The following is an 18,027-nucleotide window of genomic DNA, read 5'->3' as shown; positions in this document are numbered from 1 at the left end:
ATGCCCTCATTTACCTGCGACCCAATTCATCATGAGAAGTAACCGATACCCCTCGGAAGAAGTCGCTTTATCTAATGTGATTCCGCTCGCATAATGTACTGCGAGCTCATCACCGTTCCACGCCTACCGGCAGGAGTACCCCCATGAATGTAAAGACGGCTTCACAGTCCGTCCTGAGGCGCAAGCCCATCGACGATATCGAGGAAGAAAGCAAGCACAGCGGGCTCTTTAAGAGTCTTGGCCTTTGGCAGCTGACGGCCATCGGCGTCGGCGGAATTATCGGCGTCGGAATTTTCTCCCTGGCGGGCCTGGTTGCCCACGGCAGCGAGAGCAACCCGGGCGTGGGCCCGGCCGTCCTGTTTTCCTTCCTGATCGCCGGACTCGCCTCCGGGGCGGCCGCCTTGTCCTATGCCGAATTTGCCGGCATGATCCCCCGTGCCGGATCGGCCTACACCTACGGCTACGTTGCGCTGGGCGAGATCATCGGCTGGTTCATCGGCTGGGACTTGCTGCTTGAATACATCGCCATCGTGGCGGTGGTAGCCATCGGCATTTCCGGCTACTTCGACGCCTTCCTCTCCGGCATTGGCATCCACATGCCAACCTGGATGACGTCCACTGCCGATGAAGGCAAGGGCGGCATCATCAACCTTCCCGCCATCCTCGTCTGCCTTCTGGTGACCTGGATCCTGAGCCGTGGAACCAAGGCGTTCGGCCGATTCGAACTGGTGGCCGTGGCCATCAAGGTCATCCTGATCCTGTTCATCATCGGGCTCGGCATCTTCTACGTGAACACCGAGAACTACAACCCGTTCATGCCCAGCGGTTTCGGCCCCGTTGTGGCTGGTGCCGCGACCGTCTTCTTCGCGGTCTTTGGTTACGACGCCATGAGTACTGCAGCTGAGGAAGCCAAGGACGGCAAGAAGCACATGCCCAAGGCCATCATCCTGTCGCTGATCATCGCCATGCTGCTCTATGTTGCCGCCACGCTCGTCCTTACAGGAATGCAGAACTACAAGGACATCAACCCGACCGCCGGCTTCGCCTCGGCGTTCACCGGCGTCGGCCTCCCGGTCATTGCCACCATCATTTCGGTGTTCGCGGTGCTGTCCATCCTGACCGTGATGCTGACGTTCCTCCTGGGTGTCACCCGCGTTTGGTTCTCCATGAGCCGCGACGGGCTGCTGCCCGGCTGGTTTGCCAAGACTGACCGCCACGGCACCCCGCAGCGTGTCACGTGGATCGCAGGCATCGCCTCGGCCTTCCTGGCTGGTGTCTTCCCAATCAAGGAAGTTGCGGACCTGACCAACATCGGCATCCTGGCAGCCTTCGTCGTGGTCTGTGTTTCGGTGATCGTCTTCCGGTACACCAAGCCGAACGCAGCGCGTACCTTCCGCCTGCCGCTCATGCCCCTTGTTCCCGCCTTCGGCGTGCTGGCATCGGCGTTCCTGATGTTCCAGCTCCACTGGGAAACCTGGGTACGGTTCGGCGTCTGGCTCATCATCGGCCTGGTGATCTATTTCGCCTACGGCCGCAAGCATTCCCTGATGAACCCGGACAGCCCGCGGCACAAGGTCGCCAACGAACCGTTGGCCTAGTTATCCACAGGCCGCGTTTGAGCCCTTGGCACCTCAGGGAACTGGTGTTAGGGTCGGACGCGGAGGAGCGAACTGGCTCCGCGATGGAAGGGAGGTGCCCGTGGGTTTAATTGACGACCTGAAGGGCAAGGCTCAGGGTCTCATTCAAGGCAACGAAGAAGCCATCAAGAATGGCATCGAAAAGGCCGGGGATTTTGTGGACGAAAAGACGGGCGGCAAGTACGCCGGTCACGTCGACAAGGTCCAGAACGCCGCTTCCGACTTCGTGGCCAAGAACGACGGTCAGCCTGAGCAGGCTCCCGTCACGGATGAGCCGAAGCAGCCGTAGCTGCCTGAGCCGCCGTACCAGATACGTCAAGGGGGCACCGGTCCCGCCGAGAGGCGCCACCGGTGCCCTTGGCGTTTAACCGGTGCTGTTGGCGTTTGCAACGGCCGCCAACAGGTCAGGTATTTTGGAGCTTATGCCTTCAGCCTCCCCGACAACCACCAACAGCCGTGCCACCCGGGACGCTTTGGGACCGCCGATCACTGCAGGCATCGTCACAGCCTTGGTCGGGTTCACTTCATCATTCGCTGTCGTCCTTGCTGGACTCAGGGCAGTAGGCGCGGATCAAGGACAAGCCTCCAGCGGCTTGCTGGCCCTGACCCTGACTTTTGGTCTGGGCATCCTCTGGCTGTCCTGGCGGAGCAGGATGCCGGTGACCCTCGCGTGGTCAACTCCCGGTGCGGCGCTCCTTGCGACCGCAGGAACGGTCGACGGCGGGTGGCCGGCGGCCGTGGGTGCCTTCCTGTTGGTCGGGGTGCTGATCGTCCTCACGGGGTTGGTTCCGTTGCTCGGGAGGTTGATGGCAAAGATTCCCACGGCCTTGGCCCAGGCCATGCTCGCAGGTGTCCTGCTCCCCTTGTGCCTTGCACCCTTCAAGTCGCTGGGTACGGCACCGGCGTTGATCGCCCCGGTGCTGTTGTGCTGGATCGTGCTGATGAAATTCGCGCCACGCTGGTCCGTTCCTGCATCGCTGCTGGTGGCACTGGCGGTGATTGGGATCCACATCATGTCCTCGGGCGTACAGATCCCGGCTGAGAGCCTCCTCCCGCGGCTGGAATGGACAACGCCGGTGTTCTCCGTGGAGGCCGCCATCGGCTTGGCGCTGCCGTTGTTCGTGGTCACCATGGCGTCGCAAAACATTCCCGGCGTAGCTGTCTTGAAGTCCTTTGGATACACCACCCCGTGGCGGCCGTCCATGCTGGTGACCGGAGCCGGAACCATTGCCGGCGCACCGTTCGGCGGCCATGCGATCAACCTGGCAGCGCTGAGCGCCGCGCTTGCCGCCGGGGAGGAAGCAGGCAAGGATCACGGCCGGCGCTGGATCGCCGCCTTCGTCTCCGGTTTGGCGTATCTGGTCCTCGCGGCGGCGTCGGCAGCGCTCGTTACGGTTGTCGCGGCAGCGCCCCCGGGACTTCTTGAGGCCGTCGCGGGCCTCGCGTTGCTGGGTACTTTGGCAGCCTCGATCTCGTCTGCGCTGGCAGTGGCTGAGGAGAGGATACCGGCCTGCATCACTTTCCTGCTGGCAGCTTCAGGAATTGCTTTCGCCGGTGTCGGCGCAGCGTTCTGGGCCTTGGCAGGCGGAATCGTTATCCGCTGGGTGTTGAAGGACCGCGAACCCCGAAAAGCGGTCTGATTCAGGCAGGTTCGTGATTTTGTGCTTCGCGGGCCAGAGCGGTCAGGCGCGAAACGGCGCGGAAGTACTTCTTCATGTATCCGCCCGTCATCATTTCTTCGGTGAAAAGCTGGTCGAAGGGAACGCCACTGGCCAGAATGGGCACATCTTTGTCATAGAGCCGGTCGGCCAGCACCACGAAACGGAGCGCGACGGCCTGTTCCGTAATGGTTTCGACGCCGCTCCACACCACGGCCTCCACGCCGGAAATGAGTTGACGGTACCGGCTGGGGTGCACCGCAGCCAGATGGTTGACCAAGGTGCGGAAATCATCCACCGCCACGGTCTTCCCGTCGAACTCAGTCCGCATCCGGTGCTTGAGTTCTTCGGTCTTGAGCGGTGCCGGCGCGGCGGGAAGGCCACGGTGGCGGAAGTCCTCGCCGTCGATCCTGACGACGTCGAATTGGTCCGCGAGTACCTGGATTTCCCGCTGGAAGTCGACGGCGGCGAAGCGGCCTTCGCCCAGTGAACCAGGCAGGGTGTTCGATGTGGCAGCAAGCTTCACACCGGCGTCGGCGAGTTCCCGCATGAGGCGGGACATCAGCACCGTGTCTCCGGGATCATCGAGTTCGAATTCGTCGATGCACACCAGTTTGTAGTTGCTCAGCGCTTCCACGGTCTTGCGGAACGACAACGCCCCCACCAGGTTGGTGTATTCCACGAACGTTCCAAACGCCTTGGGGCCTGGAGACCTGTGCCAAAGGGACGCCAGGAGGTGGGTCTTACCCACACCGAATCCACCATCGAGGTAGATCCCGGCCCTCGTGGCCGGTGCCTTCTTGGCGAAGAGCTTCTTGAAGAGTCCAGCGTCATTGCCGTTGCCTACGCCATCGGCAAATGCCGACAGGAGTTTCACGGCGTTGGCCTGGCTTGGTTGGGAAGGATCGGGCCTGTAACTGTCGAACGACACCTCTCCGAACCGGGGAGACGGGTAGAAACCCTTGAGGAGTTCCTCCACGGAAACTGCCGGCGTGCGGGCAGCCAGTTGTTCGATCTTTACCACGGTGGTCCGTTCCTTCGGCATTGGGTCCCCAGCAAGAATACCGGCAACGGACGCCACGGTAACTGACACGTGACCAAGCCCATGTTTCACCGTATGACCGCCGGGAAGCAATCCGCGCAGCCCGTGGTTAGTGTTGAAGCAGGCCGGGCCCGCACCTGCACCACCTTCCACGGCCTGGCTCCGTCCGTTGTCAGTGAAAGGCCATCATGTCCTACCCCGTTGAACAAAACGAAAAGTTTGCCTCTTACGCGAACCCTGAACGCCTCGTTTCCAGCGACTGGCTCGCGGCAGCAATTGCCGACGGCGCTGTAGCCGACGGCAAGTTGGTGCTGGTCGAGTCGGACGAGGACGTCCTGCTGTACGAAACCGGGCACATCCCGGGAGCAGTCAAGATCGACTGGCACACCGACCTGAACGATGAAGTCACCCGGGACTACGTCGACGGGGCAGCCTTCGCTGCCCTCGCCGCTTCCAAGGGCATCTCGCGCGACAGCACTGTGGTGATCTACGGCGACAAGTCCAACTGGTGGGCTGCCTACGCCCTGTGGGTCTTCACGTTGTTCGGTCACCAGGATGTCCGCCTCCTTGATGGCGGACGCGACAAATGGATCGCCGAGGGCCGCGAGCTGACTACTGAGGTCTCCCGGCCTGCTGCGGGCGAATACCCCGAGGTCGAGCGCGACGACGCTCCCATCCGGGCCTTCAAGGAGGATGTCCTGGCACATTTGGGCAACCCCTTGATCGACGTCCGCTCCCCCGAGGAATACACCGGCCAGCGCACCCACATGCCTGCCTACCCCGAAGAGGGCGCCTTGCGTGGCGGCCACATTCCCACGGCCGCCTCAATTCCGTGGGCCCGGGCTGCAGCGGAAGACGGCACCTACCGCAGCCGCGAAGAACTTGAAGCCCTCTACCTGGGCGAGGCGGGGCTGAAGCCGGGCGACGATGTCGTGGCGTACTGCCGCATCGGCGAGCGGTCCAGCCACACCTGGTTCGCCCTGAAGTACCTCCTGGGCTTCGACACAGTGCGCAACTACGACGGCTCGTGGACCGAGTGGGGCAACGCAGTGCGGGTTCCCATCGTCAAGGGAGCCGAACGGGGTACAGTTCCCTCCGCCTTGGTCCACAGCTAGTACCGCGCTCTCAGCACCTTTGTGCGTAAGCTGGAAGAGATGAGTACGAACACCTTGCCCACCGCCCTGGCGGAAATTGTTGACGACTTCCAGGCGTTGACGGAACCTGACCGCCTCCAGCTCCTCCTGGAGTTCTCCAGAGGCCTGCCTGAGCTGCCGGAGCGTCTGAAGGACCACCCGGAACTGCTGGAGCAGGTCGTGGAATGCCAGTCCCCGCTGTTCCTGACAATTGAGTCAGAGAAGAACGCCGACGGCGAGCGTTCATACCGTCTCTTCTTCAAAGCGCCGCCGGAAGCACCGACTACCCGGGGTTTCGCAGGGGTGCTGCATGAGGGACTGGACGGACTGACTGCCAAGGAGATCCTTGCGGTGCCTGACGACATGCCCGAGCTCCTGGGCCTGACCCGGGCCATCACGCCCTTGCGGATGCGGGGAATGACGGCGATGCTCGGCCGCATCAAGCGGAAGGTTGCGGCCGCAAGCCGTTTGGAACACTGAAAGGCAACGCCACTCGGTATGGCAAGGAAAATGGCTTCACAGGGAACGCCGGCAACAGCAGCACTCGCTGCGGCCGGCGTTCCCTTCGTCCTGCACCCCTACGCGCATGATCCCGCTGCAAGCAGCTACGGGCTGGAAGCGGCGGAGGTCCTGGGCATTGATCCCGACCGTGTCTTCAAGACGCTGATGGTGGAGGTGGAAGGCAAGTTGGCCGTTGCCATTGTCCCCGTGTCCGGGAACCTGGACCTGAAGGCCGCAGCTGCGGCCCTCGGGTCCAAGAAAGCGGCGATGGCAGATCCCAAAGCTGCTGAACGCCGCACTGGCTACGTCCTGGGCGGTATATCACCGCTGGGGCAACGCCAGCCCTCCCCCACGGTCCTGGACGAATCAGCGCTGGCTTTTGACACCATCCTGGTCTCCGGTGGCCGTCGGGGCCTGGATATAGAGCTTGCTCCTGCGGACCTGCTCCGGCTCACCAACGGCGTCACCGGGCCGATCGGCACGGGAAGCAACTGACCCTCAGGCTGCGGGCCCCGCGGCAGCAGCACCGCCGGCTTCGCCCGATTGGCCCGGGTTCCTCCGGGGTGCGAGTTGGGCTTGGAGCCAGGAGCGCACCAGCCGCTCCCAACGCTCCGGATCGACGTTCCATTCCTTGGTGTGGCGGGCACCGTGGAACGGCTCGAATGTCACCATCTCGGGGTTCTTTTCGGCGAGACTGGCCGAGGGCCCGAAAGGAACGTAGTCGTCGTCCACACTGTGGATCAGCAACGTTGGAGTGCGCAACTCAACGGCGCGGCTGTCCCAGTCCATTGCTTTGAGGTCCACGGGTGCTGCGAGCCCAGTCAGCCTGCGTCCCAGGGGATGGCCCAGCATCAGTTGCCCGTAACGCCCCACGGTATAGGGGATCCTGTTCATTTCGGCGTGGTGGGCCATGACGTCCACCCAGTTGATCACCGGAGCATCCAAAACCAAGGCCCTGATGACTTGCCGGTATTTGGAAAGGTCCGCAGTCTGCAGGCTGATCGCACCGCCCATGGACCAACCGAAAAGCACCACTTCACGTGCGCCGTTCTCCAAGGCGTATTCGATGGCTGACTCCACATCACGCCATTCCGTGGAGCCCAGACCGTAGCGGCCGTCCAGGGCCGAAGGTGCCAGTCCGTCGTTCCGGTAGGAGATGAGCAGACTGTCCAGGCCAAGTTCCCGGGCGGTGCGGACTGCCCGGAGACCTTCGAGCCGGGTGGCTCCCCGGCCATGGACCATGATCGCCCAGACCGGCGCCGGTGACGAGGCATCGGCGCGGATCAACCACGCAGGCGCCTTCCCGCCGTCGACGTCGATCTCAACATCTTCGGCCGCAAGGCCGATCGCGGACGGGTCGGGGTAGGTAGCGCCGCTCCACCACGCCCGGCGTGCTTCCGAAAGATCGCCGCTGTAGACCTCCTCGACTTCCCGGAGGACGGTCTGTTCGGCGGGCAGGTAGGAGACGATCCGGCCTATCCTGGCGTGTCCCTTTCCACCTGAGAAGAACAGGCTGAAGACGCCGTCGATGGTCGAGTCGGGCGTGGCAGCCAGGATGACCTGCAGGCCGTTGTCTCCCCGGATGACGGCCAGGACTTCCTGGTCCTCGTGCCGTGCGGCGGGCGTGATGACCCGGCGGGCAAAGTAGACGGCGAGCGCAGAGGAACCGGCGCCGACAAGTCCCGCGATGGTGGCGCCGGCAAGAAAACCTCCAATGGCCCACTTGGTGCGGGGGGACAGTTTTTTCTCAGCAGCGTCGCTCGCTGGCGTTGTCATTGATGCCATGGTTCCATTTTGCCGTGAGTCGGCGTGGGCTGGTGCAGGCTGGGCCCGCGCGGCGAAGGTTGGGCCGAATCGGGCGCGGAAACCCTGCGGACGCCGTTCCCCGGGACTACGCTGTAGCCATGAGTGATCCCATAGTCATCCTGACTGAAGAGCCCCTTGGCCCCGACGACCGCGTGAACATCGCCAAACTGATCGACGGCGGGGACGCGCCGTTGGTAGTGCTGGTGCCTGCCAATACTGAGCGCCACCTTTTGGTGGATTTCCTCGAGAACCTTTCGTTGCTTGATGTGGCGAAGGCGTTCCGGGAACTTACTGCCCAGTCACCGGATCCAGCGGCTGAGCGTGCGGAAGCCGCGGTGACGTTGTCGACTTCCCTGGCAGCGCTGGAAGGCCTGGGTGGCGGTGTTACCGGCGAAATCGTCGACGGCGGTGCTGTCGACGGCTTGGTGGCCAAGGTCCGGGAGGTGGATGCGGCGCAGGCAGTGGTCATTACCCGGCCCCATGCCATCTCTGACACGCTCCACACGGATTGGGCCAACAAGGCCCAGGACCAGTTGGGGCTTCCGGTGCTCCACTTGTACGCGGGTTCGGGATTTATCGGCGACTCGTGAGCGTTGCATAAGACATGAACACTCCTGAAAACATCAGCAAGACACCTTCAGTGCCACTGGAGAAGAGCGATGCCCAGTGGCGCGAGGAGTTGACCCCTGAGGAATACCGCGTGCTGCGCCAGGCCGGCACTGAGCGCCCTTATACGGGCGAGTACTGGGACACGCACACCGAGGGTGTCTACCAGTGCCGGGCCTGCGGCAGCGAGTTGTTCACCAGCAAGGAGAAGTTTGACTCGCACTGCGGGTGGCCGTCCTTCTGGGCGCCGTTGGCCGAAGGTACTGTCAGGTACCTGCACGACCGCACCATGGGCATGGACCGGGTGGAAGTACGGTGTGCCAACTGTGATTCGCACCTGGGACACGTTTTCGAGGGCGAAGGTTATGGCACGCCGACGGACCAGCGGTTCTGCATCAACTCCATATCGCTCCGTCTGGTCGACCCGGAAGAGCGGTAGGCGGCTCTGTGTCCCCCGAACTGGATCTAAAGGTCCAAGTTCGGGGGCTATGAGCAAGAGTTTCTTATGCTCAGTCCATTCTTGAATTAGCGATGCTATTCGCTTGCTACGCTCGGCCCAGAAGCAATAACAACTTCGGAAAGGGCCGAGCACCATGACCACCACCGCTATCGCCACCCTCCCGCGTGTCACCGCCGACAACGCTGAATGGGTAGCCCTCAAAGCCGCTGCCACGTCCCTCCAGGGGTACCAGGAGCAGGACGGATCCATCGCCGATCCCTCTGCCCACGATGAGGCGGCAAGGCTCGTAGCCACCATCACCAAGTCCATCACGGCCCTCGCCCCCAGCTTCGATCACGACGCCCAGTACCTGGCGCTGCTCGTGGAGGACTTCAAGCGTTGGGCCGGCAAAGGCTTCGGCGTCCCGGACTTCCTGGATTCCCTCCAGGCTTTCCAACCACAGAAACAGCGCATCGACGGCCTCCAGCATCTGGTGGTCTTCCCCATGTACACGCAGAATGGCAGCACCAACCGCTTGGTCGAAGCTGTACTGATCGAGGTCATCTGGCCGGAATTCATTGACGGCCTGGAGGCCGGGGAGTACTCCAACAAGCTCTTCGTCCCCATCCGGTTCGTTGACTTCACGCCCGGCTATGACACCAACTCCGCAGTGCTCTTCCCGGAGACCGTGGCGGTGCGCGAGACACCCACGTTCACGTGGGGAGCCATCTTCGCCGACCGCGAGGCCGCCCGCTTCCGCCGGGTGCTCAAGGCTGCCGCGGAAACAACCTCTCTGGAACTGCCCGAGGACGCTGCCCAGCTGATCGAGGACCAGGAGCTCACCCAGCGAACGTTCGTCATGTGGGACCTGATCCACGACCGCACCCACATGCGCGGCGACCTTCCGTTTGATCCGTTCATGATCAAGCAGCGGATGCCCTTCTTCCTCTACTCCCTTGAAGAACTGCGCTGCGACCTGACCGCCTTCCGCGAATCCGTCCTGATCGAAAAGGACGAGAACGCCGACCCCGATGCCCGCAAGCACGCAAAGCTTGTCCAGTACGCAGTCATCTTCGACCGGATCTTCCGCTTCGCCATCACCGGCAACCGCGTCCGCAACTACGACGGCCTGGGCGGGCAGCTCCTGTTCGCCTGGATGCACCAGCACCACGTACTCCACTGGACCGACAGCAAGCTCTCCATCGACTGGGATGACGCAGCGGCTGTCGTCGTTGAACTCGGCGCCAAAATCGAGGAACTATACTGGCGTTCCATTGATCGTCCCAAGGCTGCCCACTGGCTGGCCGCCTATGAGCTGATCTCAAGCACCGTCACCCCGCACCCGGCTTCGGTCTGGGCAAAGGGCCCGGACGCCCTGCCCTTGGACGGCGCCCCCCGCGGGCTAACCGACCAGGTCCTGGACGATGAGTTCCCCCTGTCCATGTTCTACGAAGCCTTGGAGAAGAAGATGCGCCCCGTCATCGAATCCACCACCGGCATCACGGGCGCCACGGCGGCCTGATGTCCCCACTGACAGTTTTGGTAACGGGCGGCAGCGGCGCTTCGGGCGTCGCTGCCGCCCGGGCCTTGTCCACTGCCGGCCACCGGGTCCTGACTGTTGGTTCGGACCAGACCCGGATCGAGGCGGCCGCGCGGGAGGCCGGCGACGCTGTGACTCCCCTCGTGTGCGATCTCGGCGACCTGGAATCCGTTCGTGGGCTGGCTTCGATGATCGCGGACAGCGGCTTTGGGGGCGTCGACGGAGTAATCCACCTCGTCGGTGGTTGGCGCGGGGCCAAGGGCATCGAAGACCAGACGGATGCTGATTGGGAGGCGCTGGAACACAGCGCGGTTACCACGCTGCGGAATGTGACCAGGGTGTTCTACAGCCAACTCGAAGCGTCGCCGCATGGCCGGTTCGCCATGGTGTCGTCAACCGCGGTATCCAGCCCAACCGCGGCCGCAGCCAGTTACGCTGCTGCGAAGGCCGCTGCAGAAGCTTGGACACTTGCGGTGGCTGATGGCTTCCAGCGCGCCCAGTCCGTCGACACAGACGCCAGCGGACAGCACAGTGCCGCCGTGGTGTTCGTGGTCAAGGCGCTCGTGGACGAAACCATGAGGCGCGCACATCCCGAACGGCGGTTCCCCGGACATACCGACGTCGAAGAACTGGCCGCTGCCGCCGTCGGCCTTTTCGATCAACCTGCCTCCATCCTGAACGGCCAGCGGATCCTGCTGGCCAAATAGACTTGAAAGCGTGAATGAACAAGTGACGAGCACAACAGAGGCAATGCCCAGCACGGGCCACATTTCCGAGGGCAGCCGGCTGCACGACCCCACGGTCAGGGGTTTTGCTTCCGACAACTACTCAGGCGTGCACCCGGAGATCCTTGCGGCCTTGGCGGCCGCCAACGGTGGACACCAGGTTTCCTATGGCGAGGACGTATACACGGCCCGGCTGCAGGCCGTCCTGGAGCAGCAGTTCGGCGAAGGCATCGAGACCTTCCCGGTTTTCAACGGCACCGGCGCCAATGTCCTGTCGCTGCAGTCGCTGCTGCCGCGCTGGGGGGCCGTTATCTGCGCCTCCACCGCACACATCAACATGGACGAGAACGGGGCCCCGGAACGTATCGGCGGGATCAAGCTCCTGCAGGTCCCCACTGAGGACGGAAAACTCACCCCGGAGCTCATCGATCGTGAAGCCTGGGGCTGGGGCGACGAGCACCGTGCACAACCCCTGGTTGTTTCCATCACGCAGACAACGGAACTCGGCACCTGCTACACGCCGGAAGAAGTTCGCGCCATTGCCGACCACGCCCACTCCAAGGGCATGAAGCTGCACATGGACGGCGCGCGGCTGGCAAACGCCGCTGCCCACCTGGACGTTCCCTTGCGTGCATTTACCCGCGACGCCGGCGTGGACATCCTCTCATTCGGAGGGACCAAGAACGGTCTGCTCTTCGGCGAAGTGGTGGTGGCCCTCAACCCTGAAGCCGCCGACGGCCTGAAGTTCCTGCGGAAGATGAACATGCAGCTGGCTTCCAAGATGCGCTTCATCTCCGCCCAGTTCATCGCACTCCTGGAGGACGGGCTGTGGCTGCGGTCCGCCGCTCACGCCAACGCCATGGCCACCCGCCTGCGGAGTGCCGTTGAAGGGATCGACGGCGTCGAGCCCACCCAGGCGACGCAGTCCAACGGCGTCTTCGCCATCCTCCCGGAAGGCGCTGCCGACCGCCTGCGGAAGTCCTTCGCGTTCTACGATTGGGATGCCGCCCGGCGCGAGGTCCGCTGGATGTGCTCGTTCGACACCACCGAAGAAGACATCGACACCTTCGTTGCGGCGATCAAGCAGGAACTGGCGTAACGCTGATACGCCTGCCGTCCGGGGCGGCGAGCCTGCACAGGTTCGCCGCCCCGGACGCATAATCTGCGAGTGTGAACGCCCTCGCACAAGTTCCCCAGGACTTTCTCTTCGCCTTGGGAACGCTACGAAAAGCCCAGTGCCGCAGCGAGTTGCGGCTTGATGAGATCCCCGCCCCCGCACGTTTGGCCCCTTATGCAGTGGCCTTGGGCGCTGAAGTCTTCAGCCCCACCGCCGCCACCCGCCAGGTTCCCGTGCATGGACCGGCAGCCAAGGCCTTTGCCAAGAGCCAGGCCGGAAGCCCCTCCAGCGAAGACGAGGACGAACTGGCCACAGGCCGCTTCATCCTGCTCTACGATCCGGACGGATCGGCCGTGTGGGAGGGCGAATTCAGGATCGTCACGTATATCCGGGCCCAAATGGATGCGGAAATGGGCAACGACTCCATGCTCGGTTCCGTGGCCTGGACGTGGCTCGTCGAAGCCCTGGAACACCGTTCAGCCCCTTACCGGGCTGCCGGCGGCACTGCTACCCGGATCCTTTCCGAAAGCTTCGGCACCCTGGCTGAGCGGCCCGACACCATCGACATAGAACTCCGGGCCTCCTGGACGCCTGACGGCGCGGATGTCCAATCGCATCTGGAAGCCTGGTCCGACATGGTGTGCACTTTCGCCGGACTGCCTCCACTGCCACCCGGGGTCACCGGCCTGGCCAACAGGAGGCGCAATTGACGGCCACCCGCGCCGTGACCGCTGCGCTGGCGAAGGCAAAAGCGCCCCGATACGCGACAAATCGGTAAGCTTAAGCCACCATGACCCCTGAAAACCTGGAAAACACCACAGCCGGCGATCCGGTTGCTGATCCCACCACCCACATCAAGGTTGACGGCTTTGACAGCCACGTCCCTGAAGTCATTGATCTCGACACCCCACGCGAGGGCGTACCCCTGGTCATCGACACACCTGCCGGACTTGAACGATGCGCAGCCGCAATAGCAGCCGGCACCGGACCTGCCGGCGTCGATGCCGAGCGGGCTTCCGGGTTCCGCTACGGCCAGCGAGCCTTCCTGGTGCAGATCCGTCGCGAAGGAGCCGGGACCTGGCTCATCGACCCCGAACCGTTCGACAACCTGGACATCGTCAACGACGCCCTGCGCGGGGTGGAATGGATCCTTCACGCCGCCACCCAGGACCTGCCTTGCCTGTCCGAGCTCGGCATGTGGCCGGACAAGCTGTTCGATACTGAACTCGCGGCGCGGCTCGCAGGGCTCCCCCGCGTCGGCCTGGCGGCTGTTATCGAACAACTTCTCGGTTTCGGTCTCGCCAAAGAACACTCTGCCGCTGACTGGTCGACTCGGCCACTGCCCGAACCCTGGTTGCGGTACGCAGCGCTCGACGTCGAAGTCCTCGCCGAGCTGCGCGAAGAACTTATTGAACTCCTGGAGGCCGACGGCAAGCTGGAGTACGCCGAACAGGAATTCGCCGGCATCCTCGCCGCAGGTGTCCCGGCACCCAGGGTCGAACCATGGCGTAAGACCTCCGGTCTCCATCAGATCCGTGACCGCCGCCAGCTGGCAGCCGTCCGGGAACTGTGGCAGGAACGCGACCAGCTGGCCCGCAAGCGCGACGTCGCACCTGGCCGGCTCATCCCTGATTCAGCCCTGGTGGCCGCCGCCAAGGCCATGCCAACCACAGTCCCCCAGCTTCTGGCCACAAAGGGGTTCCACGGCAGGTCAGCGCAACGGGAAGCTCCCCGATGGCTGCGCTGCATCACGAACGCCAGATCCATGACGGACCTTCCTCCGCTGCATCTGCCCACAAATGCCCCGCCGCCTCCCCGGGTCTGGGCAGACCGGGACCCGGAGGCAGCAGCGCGGCTGGCCACGGCAAGGCCGGCCCTCCAAGCCAAGGCTGACGAACTCAACTTGCCCGTGGAGAACCTGCTGACTCCGGACTACCTCAGGCGCATAGCCTGGCGGCCACCAACGGATGTATCGCTGGAGACCGTTTCGCAGGAACTTCGGACGCTTGGCGCAAGGGAGTGGCAAATCGCCATCGCCGCCCCCATCCTGACCGAGGCCTGCTTAAACCCGAGCCCGCTGCCAACCAAGGAATCCAAGGCCAACGAAGCACAGCAGTCCAAGGACTCCTAGTGGTCACCGCCGTCGCAATGGCCCGTTGCCCGAACGTACGTTCGTGGCGGCGGGCCATTTGCGTGCCGGATGCGGCGGGCAGAAGCCCATGGCCTTGCACGCTAAGTTACCCATGAGTAACATTGCAGTAATGCCAACCGGACCCCGCCCCGCGGGACACGGTGCCATGTCTCAACGAGGAGTAAATACATGAGTCCATCACGCACTGCCCAGCGCAACGTCCGGGACGTCGTCTTCGTGGACGGTGTCCGCACGCCCTTTGGCAAAGCCGGCGAAAAGGGTATCTACGCCGGGACCCGCGCCGATGACCTGGTAGTGAAATGCATCCGCGAACTCATGAGGCGAAACCCCTCGCTTCCCGCGGAGCGCGTCGACGAAGTAGCCATCGCCGCCACCACCCAGACCGGAGATCAAGGCCTGACCATCGGCCGCACGGCGGCCCTCCTGGCCGGCCTCCCCCGTTCCGTTCCAGGCTTCGCCATCGACCGCATGTGCGCAGGTGCCATGACCGCGGTAACGACGACGGCGAGCGGCATCGGCTTCGGCGCCTACGACGTCGTCATCGCAGGCGGCGTGGAACACATGGGCAACCACCCCATGGGCGCGGGAGCTGATCCCAACCCGCGTTTCATGTCCGAGCGACTGGTTGACCCTGCAGCCTTGAACATGGGCAACACCGCCGAAAACCTGCACGACCGCTTCCCGGCGATCACCAAGGACCGGACGGACGCTTACGCAGCAGCCTCGCAGGCCAAGCTGGCCGCCGCCTACAGCAACGAACAGATCCAGCAAGACCTCGTGCCCGTCGCCACCATGAAACCCGGTCAGGGATGGGCGCTGCACACCACGGACGAACCGCCGCGTCCAGGCACCACCGTTGAGGACCTGGCTGAACTGCGCACTCCGTTCCGCGCACACGGCCGCGTCACTGCGGGAAATGCCGCAGGGTTGAACGACGGGGCCACGGCCGCCGTCCTGGCCTCAGCGGAAGCCGCCGAGGAACTCGGGCTTTCCGTCAAAATGCGCCTCGTATCCTACGCTTTCGCCGGCGTCGAGCCCGAAGTCATGGGCATCGGCCCTGTCCCAGCCACCGAGAAGGCACTGAAGAACGCCGGGCTGGGCATCGAGGACATCGGCCTGTTCGAAATCAACGAGGCATTCGCCGTCCAGGTACTGAGCTTCCTGGACCACTTCGGGATTGCCGATGACGACCCGCGCGTCAACCGCTATGGCGGGGCGATCGCCGTCGGACATCCGCTGGCTTCCTCAGGCGTCAGGCTGATGAACCAGCTCGCGCGCCAGTTCGAAGAGGACCCGTCCGTCCGCTACGGCATCACCACCATGTGCATCGGCCTGGGAATGGGCGCAACGGTGATCTGGGAGAACCCCCACCACGCCGACTACGCATCGTCCACCCCTGAGCCGGTCACGACCGCAACCACCGCCCCCACTGAAGGAGCCGCCGCATGAGCGCCGCAGAATTCCAGAAGCTCGCCGCACTGTTTCCCGACGAGGTCGTCACACACTCCTATGTCCAGGACATCCAGCTCCCGGGCGGGGTGGGCACCTTCGCCCTCATCACCCTGGACAACGGCCTGGACCACTCCAAGCCCACCACCCTCGGCCCCAACACGCTGGTAGAGCTCGGCAGCGTCCTTGACGGTCTCAAAGAACGGGCCTCGCGGGGCGAAATCGTGGGGGTCGGTGTCACAGGCAAGCCGTATTTCCTGGTTGCCGGCGCCGACCTCTCGGCCGTGAAAACCCTCAAGGAGCGCGAACACGGTCTCTGGATGGCCCAGCTCGGGCACGCCGTCTACGCAACCTTGGCCGATCTCGGCGTCCCGAGTTTCGCGTTCATCAACGGCCTGGCCCTCGGCGGTGGCCTGGAGATCGCCCTCCAGTCCACGTACAGAACCGTCTCCACGGGTGCCGGCGCGCTGGCGCTTCCGGAAGCCTTCATCGGCCTGGTCCCGGGATGGGGCGGCGTCTACATCCTCCCGCGCCTGATCGGGCCGGAGAATGCGGTCAAGGTGATGATCGAGAACCCGCTGAGCAACAACAGGACGCTCACCGGGCCTCAGGCCTACGAGCTGGGGATAGCCGACGCCATCTTTGAGCCCGCCGACTTCGTGGAACAGTCCCTGGCCTGGGCTGCACGCGTCATCTCAGGTGAAGAGGTGCCGGAGCGCAAGAACGCCGTTGAGGCAAGCGATGATGCGGTGGCCGCCCGCTGGGCCGCTGCGGTCGCGGCAGGACGTGCCTTCGATGAGGCCAAAACCTCCAACGCCTCGCCTGCACCGGCCAAGGTACTGGACGTCATGGAAGCCAACAGGACCATGACGCAGCAGGAGTCGGCAGAGCTCGAATGCGAAACCCTCGCCGGCCTCATGCAGACCGATGAGTTCCGTTCCACCGTGTACGCCTTCCTGGACCTGGTGCAGAAGCGTTCCAAGCGCCCGGCCGGAGCCCCGGACCGCAAGTTGGCACGTCCTGTCACCAAGATCGGCGTCGTGGGTGCGGGCCTCATGGCCAGCCAGTTGGCATTGCTGTTCGCGCGGCAGCTGAAGGTCCCCGTGGTCATGACGGACATCGACCAGGCGCGCGTGGACAAGGGAGTAGCGTACGTCCACTCCGAGGTGGACAAAATGCTGGCGAAGAAGCGGATCAAGCCTGACGCCGCGAACAGGACCAAGGCCCTGGTCACAGGCTCCGTCTCCAAGGAAGCCTTTGCCGACGCCGATTTCGTGATTGAAGCCGTCTTCGAAGAACTGCATATCAAGAAGCAGGTCTTCGCAGAGGTGGAAGAAATTGTCTCCCCGGAGTGCATTTTGGCCACCAATACGTCGTCGCTGTCCGTGACCGCCATGGCCGAAGACCTGAAGCATCCGGAGCGCCTGGTCGGCTTCCACTTCTTCAACCCGGTGGCCGTCATGCCCCTTCTTGAGATCGTGAAGGCACCGAAGACCGACGACCCTGTCCTCGCTACAGCCTTCGAACTGGCTAAGGGACTAAAGAAGACCGCAGTGCTGGTCAAGGACGCGGCCGCCTTTGTTGTGAACCGTATCCTGCTTCGCCTCATGGGCGAGGTCATCGCAGCGTTCGACGAGGGAACCCCGGCAGAGGTTGCCGATACCGCACTGCGTCCGATGGGCTTGCCCATGTCCCCGTTCACCCTCAGCGCCATGGTGGGGCTTCCGGTGGCCCAGCACGTCCAGGAATCCTTGCACACGGCATTCGGGGACCGCTTCCCGGTTTCGCAGAACCTGCAAAAACTGATCGACAACGGCGTGAAGTCCTTGTGGGTCCCGGGATCCGATGGGAAACCGGTCATTCCCGCTGAGACGCTGGCCATCATGTCGTTCGGCAACACCCCCTCCACCGGGGAAGAAGTGCTTCGCCGCACTCAGGATGCCCTGGCCGAAGAAATCGGGCTCATGCTCGAAGAGGGCGTCGTGGCCGGCCCCGAGGACATCGACCTGTGCGTCATCATGGGTGCGGGATGGCCAATGTTCCTGGGCGGCATCACCCCTTACCTGGACCGGGTGGGTGCCTCCGAGCGGGTCAACGGCAAGCGCTTCCTGGCGCCTGGCGTAGCTTCCGCACCGGCCTAATCCAAAGAGTGGAACAGGCCAAACAGTAGAACAGGCCGGCCCCGGAGCAGTTGCTCCGGGGCCGGCCAGTTCTGTATCGGA

The 18,027-nt window shown here is 63.7% G+C and carries 17 protein-coding genes; 15 read left to right on the top strand and 2 right to left on the bottom strand.

The features are described 5' to 3' along the window. Nucleotides 1-143 precede the first annotated feature (143 nt). From JMY29_RS08595 to JMY29_RS08585, 3 genes are all read left to right on the top strand, one after another. Nucleotides 144-1,598, top strand: coding sequence for an amino acid permease (locus JMY29_RS08595; protein ID WP_055977667.1), 1,455 nt, complete (start codon nt 144-146; stop codon nt 1,596-1,598). Nucleotides 1,599-1,692: 94 nt separating this feature from the next. Further along, nucleotides 1,693-1,926, top strand: coding sequence for an antitoxin (locus JMY29_RS08590; protein WP_018778655.1), 234 nt, complete (start codon nt 1,693-1,695; stop codon nt 1,924-1,926). 133 nt (nt 1,927-2,059) lie between these two features. Then, entirely contained in the window at nt 2,060-3,277 is a 1,218-nt protein-coding gene (locus tag JMY29_RS08585) for a benzoate/H(+) symporter BenE family transporter (protein ID WP_189075705.1), read from the top strand. A gap of 1 nt (nt 3,278) precedes the next feature. On the opposite strand, the gene zapE is transcribed toward JMY29_RS08585, so the two are convergent. After that, on the bottom strand, nt 3,279-4,319 hold the full coding sequence (gene zapE, locus JMY29_RS08580; protein ID WP_189075706.1) for a cell division protein ZapE: 1,041 nt from the start codon (nt 4,317-4,319) through the stop codon (nt 3,279-3,281). A 206-nt stretch (nt 4,320-4,525) separates the two neighbouring features. On the opposite strand from zapE, the gene JMY29_RS08575 reads away from it, so the two are divergent. From JMY29_RS08575 to ybaK, 3 genes are read left to right on the top strand one after another with little or no spacing between them, the layout of a single operon-like run. After that, nucleotides 4,526-5,452, top strand: a complete 927-nt coding sequence (locus JMY29_RS08575) for a sulfurtransferase (protein WP_189075707.1) — start codon at nt 4,526-4,528, stop codon at nt 5,450-5,452. 39 nt (nt 5,453-5,491) lie between these two features. After that, a complete protein-coding gene (locus JMY29_RS08570; protein WP_018778661.1) occupies nt 5,492-5,950 on the top strand; it encodes a SufE family protein in 459 nt (152 codons plus the stop codon). An 18-nt stretch (nt 5,951-5,968) separates the two neighbouring features. Then, on the top strand, nt 5,969-6,466 hold the full coding sequence (gene ybaK, locus JMY29_RS08565) for a Cys-tRNA(Pro) deacylase (RefSeq protein WP_039240802.1): 498 nt from the start codon (nt 5,969-5,971) through the stop codon (nt 6,464-6,466). 3 nt (nt 6,467-6,469) lie between these two features. On the opposite strand, the gene JMY29_RS08560 is transcribed toward ybaK, so the two are convergent. Further along, on the bottom strand, nt 6,470-7,756 hold the full coding sequence (locus JMY29_RS08560) for an alpha/beta hydrolase family protein (RefSeq protein ID WP_189075708.1): 1,287 nt from the start codon (nt 7,754-7,756) through the stop codon (nt 6,470-6,472). Nucleotides 7,757-7,875: 119 nt separating this feature from the next. Here JMY29_RS08560 and JMY29_RS08555 point away from each other — a divergent pair, with 119 nt between their 5' ends. The 9 genes from JMY29_RS08555 to JMY29_RS08515 all read left to right on the top strand — a co-directional run bounded on the left by JMY29_RS08555 (nt 7,876) and on the right by JMY29_RS08515 (nt 17,946). After that, a complete protein-coding gene (locus tag JMY29_RS08555; protein WP_018778664.1) occupies nt 7,876-8,367 on the top strand; it encodes a hypothetical protein in 492 nt (163 codons plus the stop codon). Nucleotides 8,368-8,381: 14 nt separating this feature from the next. Next, nucleotides 8,382-8,822, top strand: a complete 441-nt coding sequence (gene msrB, locus JMY29_RS08550) for a peptide-methionine (R)-S-oxide reductase MsrB (RefSeq protein ID WP_018778665.1) — start codon at nt 8,382-8,384, stop codon at nt 8,820-8,822. A gap of 154 nt (nt 8,823-8,976) precedes the next feature. Continuing rightward, nucleotides 8,977-10,344: a DUF6421 family protein gene (locus JMY29_RS08545; RefSeq protein WP_189075709.1), complete on the top strand. Its 1,368-nt coding sequence runs from the start codon at nt 8,977-8,979 to the stop codon at nt 10,342-10,344. After that, a complete protein-coding gene (locus JMY29_RS08540) occupies nt 10,344-11,069 on the top strand; it encodes an SDR family oxidoreductase (protein WP_189075710.1) in 726 nt (241 codons plus the stop codon). Before JMY29_RS08545 ends, JMY29_RS08540 begins: the two co-directional genes overlap by 1 nt. 43 nt (nt 11,070-11,112) lie before the next feature. Beyond that, the gene (locus JMY29_RS08535; RefSeq protein WP_018778668.1) at nt 11,113-12,186 is read left to right on the top strand and encodes a threonine aldolase family protein; all 1,074 of its coding nucleotides are present in this window, start codon (nt 11,113-11,115) and stop codon (nt 12,184-12,186) included. Between the two features lie 71 nt (nt 12,187-12,257). Further along, nucleotides 12,258-12,914: a DUF3000 domain-containing protein gene (locus tag JMY29_RS08530; RefSeq protein ID WP_189075711.1), complete on the top strand. Its 657-nt coding sequence runs from the start codon at nt 12,258-12,260 to the stop codon at nt 12,912-12,914. 80 nt (nt 12,915-12,994) lie between these two features. Then, nucleotides 12,995-14,335 (top strand): HRDC domain-containing protein, encoded by a 1,341-nt coding sequence (locus JMY29_RS08525; RefSeq protein ID WP_018778670.1) that lies wholly within the window; start codon nt 12,995-12,997, stop codon nt 14,333-14,335. Nucleotides 14,336-14,524: 189 nt separating this feature from the next. Beyond that, nucleotides 14,525-15,805 carry a thiolase family protein gene (locus JMY29_RS08520; RefSeq protein WP_055977686.1) on the top strand — a complete coding sequence of 427 codons (1,281 nt, stop codon included), beginning with the start codon at nt 14,525-14,527 and terminating at the stop codon, nt 15,803-15,805. Next, nucleotides 15,802-17,946, top strand: a complete 2,145-nt coding sequence (locus JMY29_RS08515) for a 3-hydroxyacyl-CoA dehydrogenase NAD-binding domain-containing protein (protein ID WP_189075712.1) — start codon at nt 15,802-15,804, stop codon at nt 17,944-17,946. The genes JMY29_RS08520 and JMY29_RS08515 overlap by 4 nt, the downstream gene beginning before the upstream one ends. Nucleotides 17,947-18,027 lie beyond the last annotated feature (81 nt).

The sequence above is a fragment of the Paenarthrobacter nicotinovorans genome (assembly GCF_021919345.1).
GTDB classification, from domain to species: domain Bacteria; phylum Actinomycetota; class Actinomycetes; order Actinomycetales; family Micrococcaceae; genus Arthrobacter; species Arthrobacter nicotinovorans.
Note: the sequence above shows the minus strand (reverse complement) of the source record. Positions and strands in the feature narration are given on the sequence as shown.